This is a genomic window from Comamonas sp. MYb69 (assembly GCF_037479315.1).
Taxonomy (GTDB): Bacteria; Pseudomonadota; Gammaproteobacteria; order Burkholderiales; family Burkholderiaceae_C; genus Comamonas.
In genome coordinates, this window is sequence record NZ_JBBGZG010000005.1 from 306,508 (window position 1) to 321,825 (window position 15,318).

At 64.6% G+C, this 15,318-nt stretch carries 13 protein-coding genes; 7 read left to right on the plus strand and 6 right to left on the minus strand.

Translation table 11 applies throughout. The features are described 5' to 3' along the window. Nucleotides 1-130: 130 nt before the first annotated feature. Together WH303_RS09625 and maiA are read right to left on the minus strand one after the other, a co-directional pair. A complete protein-coding gene (locus tag WH303_RS09625) occupies nucleotides 131-1,012 on the minus strand; it encodes a polyphenol oxidase family protein (RefSeq protein WP_339518166.1) in 882 nt (293 codons plus the stop codon). Next, nucleotides 1,009-1,680 (minus strand): maleylacetoacetate isomerase, encoded by a 672-nt coding sequence (gene maiA, locus WH303_RS09630; RefSeq protein ID WP_339518167.1) that lies wholly within the window; start codon nucleotides 1,678-1,680, stop codon nucleotides 1,009-1,011. The genes WH303_RS09625 and maiA overlap by 4 nt, the downstream gene beginning before the upstream one ends. Before the next feature lie 191 nt (nucleotides 1,681-1,871). On the opposite strand from maiA, the gene WH303_RS09635 reads away from it, so the two are divergent. The 3 genes from WH303_RS09635 to WH303_RS09645 all read left to right on the plus strand — a co-directional run bounded on the left by WH303_RS09635 (nucleotide 1,872) and on the right by WH303_RS09645 (nucleotide 3,828). After that, nucleotides 1,872-2,570, plus strand: a complete 699-nt coding sequence (locus WH303_RS09635) for a fumarylacetoacetate hydrolase family protein (RefSeq protein WP_339518168.1) — start codon at nucleotides 1,872-1,874, stop codon at nucleotides 2,568-2,570. Nucleotides 2,571-2,656: 86 nt separating this feature from the next. Next, a complete protein-coding gene (locus tag WH303_RS09640) occupies nucleotides 2,657-3,268 on the plus strand; it encodes an NUDIX hydrolase (protein ID WP_339518169.1) in 612 nt (203 codons plus the stop codon). 14 nt (nucleotides 3,269-3,282) lie between these two features. Continuing rightward, entirely contained in the window at nucleotides 3,283-3,828 is a 546-nt protein-coding gene (locus tag WH303_RS09645; protein ID WP_339518170.1) for a hypothetical protein, read from the plus strand. A 108-nt stretch (nucleotides 3,829-3,936) separates the two neighbouring features. Here WH303_RS09645 and WH303_RS09650 read toward each other — a convergent pair whose 3' ends face one another. The 4 genes from WH303_RS09650 to smc form a co-directional block, all read right to left on the minus strand. Continuing rightward, nucleotides 3,937-4,743, minus strand: coding sequence for a hypothetical protein (locus WH303_RS09650; RefSeq protein ID WP_339518171.1), 807 nt, complete (start codon nucleotides 4,741-4,743; stop codon nucleotides 3,937-3,939). Nucleotides 4,744-4,912: 169 nt separating this feature from the next. Then, on the minus strand, nucleotides 4,913-7,006 hold the full coding sequence (gene ligA / locus WH303_RS09655; RefSeq protein ID WP_339518172.1) for an NAD-dependent DNA ligase LigA: 2,094 nt from the start codon (nucleotides 7,004-7,006) through the stop codon (nucleotides 4,913-4,915). Between the two features lie 153 nt (nucleotides 7,007-7,159). After that, a complete protein-coding gene (locus WH303_RS09660; protein ID WP_312989989.1) occupies nucleotides 7,160-8,293 on the minus strand; it encodes a cell division protein ZipA C-terminal FtsZ-binding domain-containing protein in 1,134 nt (377 codons plus the stop codon). A gap of 23 nt (nucleotides 8,294-8,316) precedes the next feature. Further along, nucleotides 8,317-11,844 (minus strand): chromosome segregation protein SMC, encoded by a 3,528-nt coding sequence (gene smc / locus WH303_RS09665; protein ID WP_312989988.1) that lies wholly within the window; start codon nucleotides 11,842-11,844, stop codon nucleotides 8,317-8,319. Between the two features lie 341 nt (nucleotides 11,845-12,185). On the opposite strand from smc, the gene WH303_RS09670 reads away from it, so the two are divergent. From WH303_RS09670 to WH303_RS09685, 4 genes are all read left to right on the plus strand, one after another. Continuing rightward, entirely contained in the window at nucleotides 12,186-13,727 is a 1,542-nt protein-coding gene (locus WH303_RS09670; protein ID WP_339518173.1) for a protein adenylyltransferase SelO, read from the plus strand. After that, a complete protein-coding gene (gene msrB, locus WH303_RS09675) occupies nucleotides 13,724-14,134 on the plus strand; it encodes a peptide-methionine (R)-S-oxide reductase MsrB (protein ID WP_021028109.1) in 411 nt (136 codons plus the stop codon). The genes WH303_RS09670 and msrB overlap by 4 nt, the downstream gene beginning before the upstream one ends. A gap of 273 nt (nucleotides 14,135-14,407) precedes the next feature. Continuing rightward, complete coding sequence (locus WH303_RS09680; RefSeq protein ID WP_182341477.1) at nucleotides 14,408-14,953, plus strand: septation protein A; 546 nt, start codon at nucleotides 14,408-14,410, stop codon at nucleotides 14,951-14,953. Nucleotides 14,954-15,019: 66 nt separating this feature from the next. Next, entirely contained in the window at nucleotides 15,020-15,304 is a 285-nt protein-coding gene (locus WH303_RS09685) for a BolA family protein (RefSeq protein WP_021028111.1), read from the plus strand. Nucleotides 15,305-15,318: the final 14 nt, after the last annotated feature.

The window sequence follows — 15,318 nt, forward strand, 5'->3', positions numbered from 1 at the left end:
CTGCATATTCTACTCTTTTTCTATGAAATGAGTAGATTAAATAGCATAAACAGATGCAAAAAGATTATAAAAGTACTCATTTCAATAAAAATGAGTACTTTAGTAGCAAGGCTTGGGTGATAGCAAAGCCTTAGGCCACCCAGATGCAGGCGGCAAAGCGCCCGGTGCCACCGCCGGGCGAGCCGTCTCGCCGGTGCGAGAAAAACCGCTCTTGGTTGGCCACGGTGCACCAGTCCTGGCTGCCGTCATTGCCAAACAACGCCCCAAGGCCCAAGCGCTGCAAGCGGTGGCGGGCGAGGCCGCTCAGGTTAGCAAAAAACTTGCCCGGATTACCGGGTACAAACAGCGGCGCGCAAGCTGGATCCGGCCCCACAAAGGCGGCCTGCACCTCGGCACCCACCTCAAACGCAGGCTGGCTGATGCAAGGGCCCAGCCAGGCCATGGTTTGCGCGGAAATCTGGGCATCGCTCAGGCCGGCCTGGCCCGCCTGCCGGCGCACGCGATCGGCATAGGCGGCAAAGCAGCTCTCCAGCACCCCTACCCCGTCCTGCCCCAGCAAGCCCCGCCAACCGGCGTGGGCGGCGCCTACCACCGGCAGCTGCTGGTGGCAGAACAACACGGGCAGGCAATCGGCCGCCATCACGGTGCAGCCCAGCCCGGGTACATCGCTGACGCTGGCATCGGCCGGCTGCTCAGCGCCGCCGCCCTCGCCCAGCACCTGCACCTGGCGGCCATGCACCTGGCGCACAAATACCGGCTGGCGGGGGCGGGTCTGGTCGGCACCGTAGCCGGCCTGCTGCTCCAGCGCCTGCATGGCCTGGGCGAGCAGCAGCCGGTTGCTTTGCACATGGCCGGGCACATCGCCCACGTTAAAGCTCAGGTTGGTGGTGCCAAACAGGCCTTCGCTGGCACCGCCGCCGCGCGTCGTGCAGAGCGCAAACACGCCCGGCGGCGTAGGCCACTGGGGCAGCAGCCAGTCAGCGGGAAAGGGGTTGGACGCAACATCACTCATGGCTGGGCATCCGGGCAGGCGGCAGGCTGGGCTTTTTGCACCGCATCGGTCGCAAAGGCCGCCTCATAGGCGGCTATCGTCAGTGGCAGGCCTTCAAGATTGACCTTGAAGCGCTGGGCATTGAAGACTTGCGGCACCAGCGCGCAGTCCGCCATCGTCAGGCTATCGCCCCAGCAAAAACGCGATGGCGCCAAGCCCTGCGCCTGGCGCTCGGCCGCCAGCAGCACCAGCTGGCGCTCAAAGGCCTCCAACCCGGTGCGGCACCAGTGCTGGTACCACTGGGTTTTTTCAGCATCGCTGTGGCCCAGCTCACCGGTCAGGTAGGCGAGCACACGCAGGTTGTTGATCGGGTGGATCTCGCAGGCCACCTGCAGGGCCAGCGCGCGGATGCGGGCACGCGCCAAGGCATTGCCCGGCAGCATGGAAGGCGTTTGCGGGTAGGCCTCGTCCAGCCACTCGATCACGGCCAGCGACTGGTTCAGCCACAGGCCGTCATCGGTCTCCAGCGCGGGCACCAGCGCATCGCCCACATGGCTGGCAAAGGCGGGTTCGCGGTGCTCGGCCTTGACCAGGTGCACCGGCAGGTAGTCATAGGCCAGGCCCTTGGCCTGCATCGCAATGCGTACCCGGTAGGACGCGGACGAGCGGAAATAGTTGTGCAGCTTCATGGCGACCGAGCATAACGCAGGGCGGTGCAACTGCGGGTGCGCCAGTCACCCGCATGACAGCTGCAGCTCCCTGCCATGCCAGGGCTAGCATGGGCTGTGCCTGGGAGCCTGCAGGGCGCTTTGTTTTGCCGCATAATTTTTGGCACCGCTTCAACCGGGCGGTTTCCTCCCGCCTCCAACCAAAGTCCAGCATGAGCCAATACGTCATCCCTCCAGCCTCGCCAACCGGCGTACCTGTTCAAGGCAGCGACCAGCTGTTCCCCGTGCGCCGCGTCTACTGCGTGGGCCGCAACTACGAAGATCATGCCAAGGAAATGGGCTTTACCGGCCGCGAGGCGCCCTTTTTCTTCATGAAGCCCGCCGACGCGGTGGTGCCCGTGGCTACCGGCAGCACTGGCCAGATCGCCTACCCAACGCTCACCAGCAACCTGCACCACGAGATCGAGCTGGTGGTGGCCATTGCCAAGGGCGGCAAGAACATTGCTGCAGCAGACGCCGCCGCGCACATCTGGGGCTATGGCGTGGGCCTGGACATGACCCGCCGCGACCTGCAAAACGAGATGAAAAAGCAAGGCCGCCCCTGGGAAATCGGCAAGGCCTTTGAAGGCAGCGCGCCCATTGCAGCGCTGGTGCCCGCCGCCCAGGCCGGTGATGTCAACAACGCCGAGATCTGGCTCAAGGTCAATGGCGCCGAACGCCAGCACAGCAATGTGCAAAAGCTGATCTGGAACATTGCCGAGACCATTGAAGTGATCTCGCAAGCCTGGGAGCTGCAAGCCGGTGACCTGATCTTCACCGGCACGCCCGAAGGCGTGGCCGCTGTCGTCAAGGGCGATGTGCTCGAAGGCGGTGTGACGGGCCTGCCCTCGTTGAAGATCGAACTGGTGTAAGGCCAGGACAACGCGCCACCCACTGCGGTGGCGCTTTTTTTCGCCCCTGGCCGCGAGCAGCGCGGCCTTGACGCACAATAGACCGCATGACCTCACGCGCCCCCGTTGATTTTTGCCGCCGCTGCGGCACCCAGGTTGAGCACCGCCTGCCCGATGACGGCGACACCAAGATCCGCGCGATCTGCCCCGCCTGCCATACCGTGCACTACGAGAACCCGCTGAACGTGGTGGGTACCGTCCCCTATATGGGCGACAAGGTGCTGCTGTGCCTGCGCAATATCGAGCCGCGCAAAGGCTACTGGACCTTGCCGGCCGGCTTTATGGAGCTCGATGAGACCACCGGCCAGGGCGCCGAGCGCGAGACCGATGAGGAAGCCGGCGCCGACATCACGATGGGCCCGCTGTTTTCGCTCGTCAATGTGCCGCATGTCGGCCAGGTGCACCTGTTCTACCTGGCCCAGCTGCAAAGCACCGAGTTCAAGCCCGGCTGGGAAACCATCGAAGCGCGGCTCTTCAGCGAGGCCGAGATCCCCTGGGACCAGATCGCCTTTCGTACCGTCAAGGTCACCTTGCAGCGCTATTTTGAAGACCGCAAGCGCGGCGCATTCGGCATCCATGTGATCGATCTGGAGACGCCCGCCGGCCCCTTGGTTCCCCCCAAGGCCGCCCAAGCCTCCACCCCATCGACCACTTCCTGACCAGCCTGCCACCCATGACTTCTACCTTCACCCGCACCTCCTCAGCCCGCCGCCGCCTGCTGGGCAGCTTGGTACTGCCCGCCGTGGCGGCCAGCAGCGCCTGGCTCCCAGGCCTCGCCCATGCCGCCAAGCTGCAGGACATGGCGCTGGCCCTGGTCGAGAAATACAAGCTTGGCCACAGCCTGCCCCAGGTGGGTTTGCAGATTGCGGCCAAATCGCCCGAGTACCAGGCCTTGGTCGACAAGATGGGCCAGCAGCAAGCGGGCCAGGCGATGATTGCGGCCACGCGCTCGGTCGCAGCCGACTACCAAAAGCGCTGGGACACGCAGCTGGCCGCCGCCTACGCACAGAATTTCAACGAGGCCCAGCTGCAGTCTTTGCTCGACCAGGGCCCACAATCGCCGCATGCGCAACTGATGCAGAGCAAGCAGGCCGACATCAACCGCATGATGCAGCAATCGAGCTCGGGCCTGCTGCGCGAGATGATGACCAAGGCTTACGCCAAGGCGCAGCAGCCAGCCGCCGCGCCCAGCCCGGCTGCCAAAAAGACCAAGCCCTGAGTCGCTGAGCTGCCACCCCTGCGCAGGGCGTGGTGCTGCAACGCCAGCCCACATGACAATGCCGTACCCCTTATGCAGGGGGTACGGCATTTTTGATGGACTGGTTATTTAGCGGCTGTCGCGCTTGGCCTGTGCCGCCCGGGTTTTGGACTGGCCGCTGGCCTTGATTTTCTTGTTCACCGGCTGGGCCTTGATGGGGTTGCCCCGGCTGGCCGCTGCCGGCTGGCGCGTAGGCACCGCGCCGCGCGCAGCCGCTGCAGCATTGCCGCCAACCTGGGCGCTGGCAGCAGCCGTTTTGCGTGCTTTGGCGGGCGCTGCTGCCGCCTTCTTCGCAGGGGCCTTGGTGGACTTGGCCGCTGGTTTTTTGACCGCAGCTGGCTTCTTGGCTGCGGGCACCTTCACGGCCGTCTTGGCTGCTTTGCGCGGCGCGGCGGCCGACGTTTTGCTTGCAGACTTGGTAGCCAGCTTCTTCGCCGCGCCCTTCACTGCTGGCTTGGCTGCGGTCTTGCTTGCTGTCTTCGTTGCTGTTTTGCTTGCAGTCTTCTTCGCCGCCTTCGCAGGGGCGGCTGCAGGCTTGGCGGCTGCGCCTGCCGCGCCCTTGAGGGCCGTGGCCTGCAGCTTGGCCAGCCGCTCTTCAAAACGGCCCAGCAGATCCTGCATTACATCGGCTTTGAGCTCGGTGCGGTTGTTCTCATTGCCCGCAGGCCGGCGCGCAGCGGCCGAACCCTTCTGGGTTTTGACCGTCTGGCGTTGGTAGAGATCGCGGTACTTGGCGCGCAAGGTACGGCTGCGGGTGATCTTGCTGCTGAGCTGGCGCTCGGTCAGATCCTTGATCGCATTGGCACGGCTGGCTTGGAACAGCTCCAACTCAGGCTTGGTCAGCAAGGTCTGAACTTGTCTCAGGGTATAGCTCACGGCATCTCCTCTGCATAAAAAAGCAGGGCCGCCGGATCGCAGCCACTGGTATTTTTCATCGTATTGACATCTGGCGCATGCCGATGTCAGAGAAAGCCCCTATCCCTATCGCCCCACCGCCTGCTATGTGCTGCTGTGCAGCGTGGCGAGGCGCACCATGTGCGCCAGATCAAGGCGCGCCGTTTTGCAAGAGCCGCAGCATCGCAGCTTCATCGAGCACAGCCACGCCCAGCTCCTGGGCCTTGGTCAGTTTGCTGCCCGCGTCCGCGCCGGCCACCAGGTAATGGGTCTTCTTGCTGACTGAGCCGGAGACCTTGGCGCCTGCGGCTTCGAGCAGGTCCTTGGCTTCATCGCGGCCCATGGTGGGCAAGGTGCCGGTCAGCACCACGGTCATGCCGGCCAGAATCTGCGCGGGCTTTTCGGCAGGCACCGCCTCGTCCCAGTGCACGCCCGCAGCGCGCAGCTGCTCGACCACTTCGCGGTTGTGCGGCTGCGCAAAAAAGGTGTGCAGGCTGTTGGCCACCACCGGTCCCACGTCGTTCACCTGCAGCAGCTCGTCGACCGAGGCATCCATGATCGCGTCGAGCACACCAAAGTGCTTGGCCAGGTCCTTGGCGGTGGATTCGCCCACATGGCGAATGCCCAGGCCAAACACAAAGCGGGCCAGCGTGGTTTTCTTGGAAGACTCGAGCGCCGCCAGCACATTCTGTGCGGACTTCTCTGCCATGCGCTCGAGGCCCGACAAGGTCGCAATACCCAGCTTGTAGAGGTCGGGCAGGCTGCGGATCACGCCGCTGTCGACCAGCTGGTCCACCAGCTTGTCACCCAGGCCTTCGATGTCCATCGCACGGCGGTGCGCATAGTGCAGGATGGCCTCCTTGCGCTGGGCCACGCAGAACAGGCCACCAGTGCAGCGGTGGTTGGCCTCGCCTTTTTCACGCACCACATCGCTGCCGCAGACCGGGCATTGGCGGGGCATCGAGAAGTTGGGCACATACTGCGGCCGCGCGCCAGGCACCCGTCCTGCCACCTCGGGGATCACATCGCCCGCGCGGCGCACGATGACATCGTCCCCCACCCGCACGCCCTTTTTGCGGATGTCGAACACATTGGACAGGGTGGCGTTGGTGACAGTAACGCCACCGACAAACACCGGCGCCAGACGCGCCACCGGCGTCAGCTTGCCGGTGCGGCCCACCTGCACTTCAATGCCTTCGAGCCGCGTCACCATCTCCTGGGCCGGGTACTTGTGGGCCACGGCCCAGCGCGGCTCACGGCTGACAAAGCCCAGCTCCAGCTGCAGCGCGCGGCTGTTGACCTTGTAGACCACGCCATCGATCTCGTAGCCCAGGTTGGCGCGTTCGGCGCCCATGCGCTGGTGAAAGGCCACCAGCTCATCAGCGCCCTTGGCCACGCAGACCTGCGGCGCCACTGGAAAGCCCCAGGCGCGCAGCTGCATCAGCATTGCGTAGTGGCTGTCCCACTGCATGCCGCCCTGGGCCACCGGCGTCACCTCACCCAGGCCATAGGCAAAAAAGGACAGCGGACGCTGGGCCGTAATGTTGGAGTCAAGCTGGCGCACCGCGCCCGCTGCCGCATTGCGCGGGTTGACAAAGGTCTTGCCGCCAGCAGCTTCCTGCTTGCGGTTGAGCGCATCAAAATCATCGCGGCGCATATAGACTTCGCCGCGCACTTCCAGCACGGGTGGCACGGCGGCATCCTGGCGCAGCTGCAGCGGTATCTGGCGGATGGTGCGAATATTGTGGGTGACGTCCTCGCCCACTTCGCCATCGCCGCGCGTGGTGGCCTGCACCAGGCGCCCGCCCTCGTAGCGCAGGTTCATCGCCAGGCCGTCGAATTTGGGCTCGGCGACATACTCGACCGGCGGGTCACTGGGATCGAGGCCCAGCTCCTTGCGGATGCGCGTATCAAAGGCCTGCGCGCCGCTGGCTTCGTTGTCGGTCTCGGTGCGGATGCTGAGCATCGGCACCGCATGGCGCACGGGGGTCAGGCCGTCCAGAATGGCGCCGATCACGCGCTGGGTCGGCGAGTCCGGGCTCAGCAACTCAGGATGGGCTTTCTCCAGTGCTTCGAGCCGCTGGTAGACGCGGTCGTACTCGCCATCGGGCACCGTGGGCGCATCCTGCACATAGTACTCATGCGCCCATTGCTCCAGCTGCGCGCGCAAGGCCTGCACCTCGGCGGCGGCATCCTGCGGGGCATCGCCAGCGGGCGACGCGAAAAGATCAATATTCTCAGCCATGCGGCTTGACTCCGAAAATCTGGCAAAGCGCGGGGCTCTGCGTAGTCTGATGCCTGCGACTATACGGCCAAAGCCGCCGCTGCACTGCCTAATCAGCGGCAGCCAGAACGCAAAAAAGGCTGCACAGGCAGCCTTTGGCAAAACGCTGGCGGCTTAGCTGAACAAACGCCTGGCGGCCAGCGAGCCCGCTGCCAGATCGCGCTGCTCGAGCTGGTCGTACAGGTTCTCCAAATCCTGGGCGATGGGGTCGACCACCATGATCGGCAAGGGGGTGCCGTTCTGGTCGCAGATGACACCGTCCATCTCGGCGCACAGAGCCTCGGCAGCGGTGCGCATCTTGTCGAAAGGCTTTTCGCTGCGCGCCACATGCGGCACATCCAGGCTCAGCAGCACATCGCGCAAGGCGCTGGCTTCCGGGTCATCGGCCAGTGCCGCCTGCGCGTCATAAGTCAGCGCCAATATGGCAGGCATCTGCTCGATGCCCGAAGGCATCACCATGCGGCCAGGGCCAGCGGGCACAAAGCCATGCTTGGCGGCCACCTGGGCCACATAGCCGGGGCTCCAGGAGGCGCGCTTGGCGCGCAGCATAAAGGCCAGCTGCGCATCATGCTCGCTGGCAAAAGCGTCGAGCTCGCGGGCGCGGGCCACTTCCTGCAGCATGTCGGGCGTGTCCTGCGCCGCGCCAATGCTGTCGGCGAACTGCTGGACCTTGGTGACGAACTCGGAAAACTCGATCTCGTTCATCGGGCCATGGCGGTTGGCCAGCTGCACACCGGCCTGAAAACCGGTGTAGCGGGCGCCGGCGCGTGGAAGCTCCCAGGTCTGGCTGGTCTCGTTCAGGCCTTCGATGTTGAAGGCCTTGTTGCCGGCGCGAAAGCTGCTGGGCATGGCCGCAATGGCCGCATTGCCCGAGACGATGCCGTCAGTGTGGATGGTCGCGATCGCATCGGTAAGCGGGTCGAGAATCTGCTGGCGGTCGCCCAGGTAGGTACCGGGGTTGCCGCTGCGCGCCACCGCGCCTGCGCCAAAGGCATCAGCGCTGTGGCCGCTCAAGCGGGGGCCTTGGCCGCCCAGCTGGGCATCAAGCACCGGGTCGCCGGTGGCTGACGATGCCGCGCGGCCATCAAAGCCGGGCTCGTAGCGCAGCTCGGAGTCGCCGCTCTGGCCGGGCTCCTCGGGCCGGGGTTTTTTGGGCTCGTTGCGGCGTGCCGACCAGGTGTTGTAGGCGATGTACAAAACCAGAATGACACCAAAGGTGATCACCAACGCCAGTTGAAAATTACTCATACGACTTCGTTTTTAAAAATCTTTCACGCTGAATCGGCCATCGACAAGGCAGATTCCATATCCACGGCCACAATGCGCGAGACGCCCTGCTCCTGCATTGTCACACCAATCAGCTGCTGGGCGATCTCCATCGCGATCTTGTTGTGGCTGATGAAGAGGAACTGCGTGCTGCGGCTCATCGAGGCCACCAGCTTGGCATAGCGCTCGGTATTGGCATCGTCGAGCGGCGCGTCCACCTCATCGAGCAGACAGAACGGCGCCGGGTTCAGCTGGAAGATCGCAAACACCAGCGCAATCGCGGTCAGCGCTTTCTCGCCGCCCGACAGCAGATGGATGGTCTGGTTCTTCTTGCCCGGCGGCTGGGCCATCACCTGCACGCCCGAGTCCAGAATCTCGTCGCCGGTGATGATCAGCTTGGCCTGGCCGCCGCCAAAGAGCTCAGGGAACATGCGGCCAAAATGGCTGTTGACGGTGTCAAAGGTGCCCGAGAGCAGCTGCCGGGTTTCGGCATCGATCTTCTTGATCGCGTCTTCCAGGGTCGTCATGGCCTGGGTCAGGTCGTCCATCTGCGAGTCGAGGAAGGTCTTGCGCTCGCGGGCGTGGTTGAGCTCGTCGAGCGCGGCCAGATTGACGGCGCCCAGCGCTTCAATCTCGCGGTGCAGGCGGTCGATTTCGCCTTGCAGACCGGTCAGGCGCACCTGACCGTCCTTGACCGAGGCGGCGATGACCTCCAGATCGGCCTGGGCTTCCTGCAGCAAGGTCGTGTACTGCTCCAGGCCCAGTTGCGCGGCCTGCTCCTTGAGCTTGAACTCGGTGATGCGGTCGCGCAGCGGCTGCAGCTCGCGCTCAAACTGCTGGCGGCGCTCATCGCTGCTGCGCAGCCGGGCGGTCAGGTCGTCGTACTCGCTGCGGCGCGCAGCCAGGTCCTTCTCGCGCTCCATCTTCAGGTTCAGCGCATCTTGCAGGCCGCCTTGCGCCGCCGCGTCGTTCAGGCGCTTTTGCTCCTCTTGCGCGCGCAGCTGTTCATCGCCCAGGGCCTTGGCCTGCTGCAACGCCGTTTCCATCGTGCGGTTGAGCTCGGCGCGGCGCGCTTCCATGCTGCGCTGGCCAAACACCGCTTCCTGCGACTGGCGCTCCAGTGCACGCAGCTGCTCACGGGCGCTGGCCAGCTTGCGCTCTGACTCATAGACGGTCTCATCGAGCTGGGCATGGCGCTCCTGGCTGTCGGCCAGCTGCATGTCCAGCTCTTCAAAGCGGGCCTCGGCCGCAATCCGGCGCTCCTGGATCTCTTCGAGCTGCTGCACCACTTCACCCAGGTCGGTGTCGATCTGCGCGGTGCGGGCGCGGGCCTGCTCGGCCAGCTGGGTCAGGCGCAAGGTCTCGACCTGCAGCTCATGGGCGCGGTTGCGGGTTTGCGCAGCCTCGGCGCGCACGGCCACCAGGCGCTGCGAGGCATCGGCATAGGCGCTCTCGGCACGCACCAGCGCATTGCGCGCCTCTTCGCCAATCAGCGATTGGGCGCGCAGCTCCTTTTCCAGATGTTCGATTTCCTGGGCCCGGGCCAGCATGCCCGACTGCTCGGAGTCCTGCGCATAAAAGCTCACGCTGTGCAGGCTCACCGAATGGCCGGTTGGCACAAAAATGGTTTCACCAGCCTGCAGGCGGCTGCGCTGGGCCAGTGCCTCGTCCAGGCTGGGGCAGGTGTAGCAGCCGCAGAGCCAGTCGACCAGCACGGCGCGCAGGCCGGCATCATGGACGCGCAGCAAATCGGACAGCTGCGCGAGTTTGCCAGCAGGAGCTGCGGCCGGTGCTTGGGGCACGCTGTAGAAAGCCAGGCGGGCGGGTGGCGCATCCTGGGCACCTGCGCCCAAAAAGCCGCGCACCATGTCGAGGCGGCTGACTTCCAGCGCGGCCAGGCGCTCGCGCAGTGCCGCTTCAAGGGCGTTTTCCCAACCGGGTTCGACCTGGATGCGGCTCCACAGGCCCTGCAAGCCATCGAGCCCATGCTTGGCCAGCCAGGGCTGCAGCTTGCCATCGGTCTTGACCTTTTCCTGCAAGGCCTTGAGGGCCTCGAGCCGCGCCGACAGATCGGCCTGCTTGGCGCCTTCCTGGTTGACCTGCTGCTGCTTGCTGCGCCGCGCTTCATCGAGCTGGGGCACGCTGTCCTGCAGCTCCAGCAGGCGCCCCTCGGCAATCTCGGCGGCCTCGGCCGCTTCCTCGTTTTGCTGCTGCAGGTTGAGCAGACGGGTCTCGTCGGGCGCGGCCATCGCATTGCGGTCGCTGCGCAATCGTTCGCTGCGCACTTCCAGGCCACGGCTTTGTTCGTTCAGGCTGCGCTGCTCAGCGGCCAGCACCTGGATCTGCTGCTGCACCTGGGTGACGGAGCTGCGCTGCTCATTGGCGCGCTGCTGGGCCAGGCGCAGCGCCTCTTCCATATCGGGCAGCTGCAGGTTTTGCTCTTCAAGCTGAGCGGCCAGCATCTCGGCGCGCTCCTCGGCATCCATGCCCTGGCCGGCCAGGTTCTCCAGCTCGGCCTCGGATTCGTCCTTGCGAATGGTCCACTGCGCAATCTGCTCGGCCAGCTGCACCAGGCGGTTTTCCACGCGCTGGCGGCCTTCAACCACATAGCGGATTTCCGCTTCGAGCCGGCCGACTTCGGCCGTGGCCTCGTAGAGCTTGCCCTGCGCCTGGTTGACGATATCGCCTGCAGCATAGTGCGACTGGCGGATGGTCTCCAGATCCGCCTCGACATGGCGCAGATCGGCCAGGCGCGACTCCAGGTCATTGACGGCCTTGAGGCCATCGATGCGCACCTTCTCCTGCTCCTGCTCGGCATCACTGCGTTTCAGGAACCACAGCTGGTGCTGCTTCAAGGTGGCGCTGGCATTGAGCGCGTTGTACTTGGCCGCCACCTCGGCCTGCTTTTCCAGCTTGTCGAGGTTGGCATTGAGCTCGCGCAGGATGTCCTCGACCCGGGTCAGGTTCTCGCGCGTGTCGTTGAGGCGGTTTTCGGTCTCGCGGCGGCGCTCCTTGTACTTGGAGACGCCAGCGGCCTCTTCAAGGAACAGGCGCAGCTCTTCGGGGCGCGACTCGATGATGCGGCTGATGGTGCCCTGGCCAATGATGGCGTAGGCACGTGGGCCCAGGCCCGTGCCCAGAAACACGTCCTGCACATCGCGCCGGCGCACCGGCATGTTGTTGATGAAGTAGCTGCTGCTGCCGTCGCGCGTGAGCACGCGCTTGACCGCTATTTCGGTGTACTGGCTCCACTGGCCACCGGCGCGGTGGTCGCTGTTGTCGAACACCAGCTCCACGCTGGAGCGGCTGGCGGGCTTGCGGTGCGTGGTGCCGTTGAAGATCACATCCTGCATGGACTCGCCACGCAGCTCGCTCGCCTTGGACTCGCCCAGCACCCAGCGCACCGCATCCATGATGTTGGACTTGCCACAGCCATTGGGGCCGACCACGCCCACCAGTTGCCCTGGCAGCATGAAATTGGTGGGCTCCGCAAACGATTTGAAGCCAGCAAGCTTGATGGAATTGAGGCGCACAGTGCTCGTTTTCTCTTGGATGGGCGGCGATCACCTGCCTGGCGCTGTCGCAAGCGGGCCGGGCCACGCAAGGTGGAGCTGGCCCGGCATGGCCGGCAGGTGCCCGAGGGCCCAGGGATCTCTTCTGATGAAGCAAGCGGTAGAACTCAGGCCGACATAATAACCGGCCCTCCTGGCCCACCAGGGACAAAAGCGCCTGCTGCTGCGGTTTTGCGCCCGGGGCAGGGTCAAATAATGTTGCGCCGCCGCTGCGCTGCGCCCTGCAGGGCCGGACTTGCGGTATAGACACAGGGCCACGCAGGGAAAGCCGCAAGGCAGACAATGGCTGCATGGATTCAAGCATGTCTACGCGCCCGGCAACTGCCGCGGCCACCGCATCCACCCCGAGCGAAGCAGCGCCTGCCCTGCAGCCCGGTGCCCAATGGCACAACGGCTTTGCCAGCCTGCCGCCAGTCTTCTACACCCGCCTGCAACCCACGCCGATGCCGCAGCTGGCCATGCATGCGCGCAATGAGGCACTGGCCCAGGACATGGGGCTGCGCCCCGAATGGCTGGCCAGCAGCGAGGCGACCCAGGTGCTGGGCGGCAATGCGCTGCTACCGGGCATGGATGCGCTGGCCAGTGTCTACAGCGGCCACCAGTTTGGCCACTGGGCAGGCCAGTTGGGCGACGGCCGGGCCATTTTGCTGGGCGAAATCCGATCGGCGACTGCCCCCGAGGGCCTGGAGCTGCAGCTCAAAGGCGCAGGCAAGACGCCCTATTCCCGCATGGGCGATGGGCGCGCGGTGCTGCGCTCGTCCATCCGCGAATACCTGTGCAGCGAGGCGATGCACGGCCTGGGCGTGCCTACCACGCGTGCGCTGTCGCTGGTCACCTCCCCGCAGCCCATCTACCGCGAGACGGTGGAGACCGCTGCCGTCGTCGCCCGCGTGGCGCCCAGCTTTGTGCGCTTTGGCCATTTTGAGCATTTCGCGGCCCGCGATGACCAGGACAGCCTGCGCAAGCTGGCGGACTATGTGGCCGAGCGCTACATGCCAGCTGTTGCCCAGCACGCCAGCGGCAGCACCGAGCGTTATGCCGCACTGCTGGCCGAGGTGGCCGAGCGCACTGCGCGCATGCTTGCGCTGTGGCAGGCCCATGGCTTTTGCCATGGCGTGATGAACACCGACAACATGAGCATCCTGGGCCTGACCATCGACTACGGCCCCTTCCAGTTTCTCGACTACTACGACGCCAACCATATCTGCAACCACAGCGATACCGGTGGCCGCTACGCCTTTGCCCGCCAGCCGCAGGTGGCCTACTGGAACCTGTTCTGTCTGGGCCAGGCGCTGCTGCCGCTGATTGAAGACGAGGCGACCACGCTGGCCGCGCTGGAGCGCTACAAGACCGCGCTGGAGCCTGCGATGCAGCGCGCACTGGGCGCCAAGCTGGGCCTCGATCCTGCGCGCAGCACCGCGCCCGAAGCGGTGGCCGCTGTCGTCAACCCCTTGCTCGCCCTGATGCAGCAGCACCGCACCGACTACAGCCTGTTCTGGCGCGCGCTGTCGCAAGCGGTGGCCGATGACCGCCTGCCGGCGCTGGCCCCATGGTTCAATGGCGATGCGGCCTTTGAGACCTGGCGCGAGCAGTACCAGGCGCTGCTGCAGCCCGGCGACGCAGCAGCCACCGCTGCGCGCATGTTCGCCGCCAACCCGCGCTATGTGCTGCGCAACCACCTGGGCCAGCAAGCCATCACCGCCGCCCAGCTGGGCGACTGGGCACCGTTTGCCCGCTTGCAAACCGTGCTCGCAACACCATATGCAGAGCATCCCGGCTGCGAAGACCTGGCCGCCCTCCCGCCCGACTGGGCGCAACATATTGAAATCAGCTGTTCATCATGAGCTTTCCCGTCCAAAAATCGGATGCCCAATGGCAGGCCGAACTCGCATCCAAGCAAGCCGAATCGGTGGCCTACCAGGTCACCCGGCATGCCGCCACCGAACGCCCTTTTACCGGCAAGTACGAGGCCCATTGGGCCGATGGCAGCTACCACTGCATCTGCTGCGGCGCCAAGCTGTTTGACAGCGACACCAAATTTGACGCGGGCTGCGGCTGGCCGAGCTTCTCCGAAGCCATTCCCGGCGCGATCCAGGAAAACGTGGACCGCAGCCATGGCATGGTGCGGGTGGAGACGGTCTGCGCCCAGTGCGGCGCCCACCTGGGCCATGTGTTCCCGGACGGCCCCCAGCCCACTGGCCTGCGCTACTGCATGAACTCGGCTGCGCTGGACTTTGAAAAGCAGGACTAAGAACCTGTTCTAAGCCAGGCTTGGCCCCAGCCATGACAGGCCGGGGGCAAGCGCGGCGCGGAACTTTGGCTGCCGCCTGCGCTCTGACACCCCGGCAAGCCGAGGCGAGCACTTCAGCCCGGCTTAAGCTGGCCGCAAAATAGCTCGCGTATCATTGGCGGCTTGCCTGCAGACGCGCTATTCAACCACACACAAGCACCCAAAGCCCTGCTCTCTTGTCCGCACCGCGCTCCGGCTTTTGAGCCATGCCGTGCACAGCCCGCATCGCCTGATATGAAATTTTTGATTGATTTTTTCCCCATCCTGCTGTTTTTCGCAGCGTTCAAGGTCTGGGGCGTGTTTGTGGCCACCGGGGTGGCCATTGTGGCGACCATTGCGCAAATCGCCTACCTGCGCTTCAAGGTCGGCAAGGTGGAACCCATGCAATGGATCAGCCTGGGCGTGATCGTGGTGTTTGGCGGCGCGACCCTGCTTTTCCACGACGAGTCTTTCATCAAGTGGAAGCCCACCGTGCTGTACTGGGTGATGGCGGCCGTGCTGCTGGGCGGCCAGTGGTTCTTCAACAAGAACCTGATGCAAAAGCTGATGTCGGCGCAAGTGCAGCTGCCCCAGCCCGTCTGGAACACGGTCAATTACAGCTGGGCGATCTTTTTTACCCTCATGGGCATCGTCAATATCTGGGTCGCCTACCAGTTTGATCTGGACACCTGGGTCACTTTCAAGATGTTCGGCGGCCTGGGCCTGATGCTGGTCTTTGTGCTGGGCCAGGCCATGTACCTGAGCCGCCATATCCAGCACAACCCGGAAGACCAACCCTGATCTGCGGCCTGAGCCTGCTGCCTCTCAGCCAGGCTCTCCGCCCACCGCGCTACCCCCCTTTTCTCTATGCAAGCCCAGGACATTACCGCCACCGCCATTGAAGCGGTGCTGCGTGACAAACTCTCGCCCACCCAGTTGGAAGTGATCGACGAAAGCGGTCTGCACGCCGGCCATGTGGGCGCCAATGGCAGCGGATTTGGCACCCATTTCCGGCTGCGCATCGCTTCACCCTTATTTACTGGCACATCACGCATAGCCCAGCATCGGCTTGTGTATGATGCGCTCCAAGCATTCATTGACGCGGGTTTACATGCCCTTGCCATTGAAGTCCTGCATACACCAAAACAATGAAATCACTGGTGTAT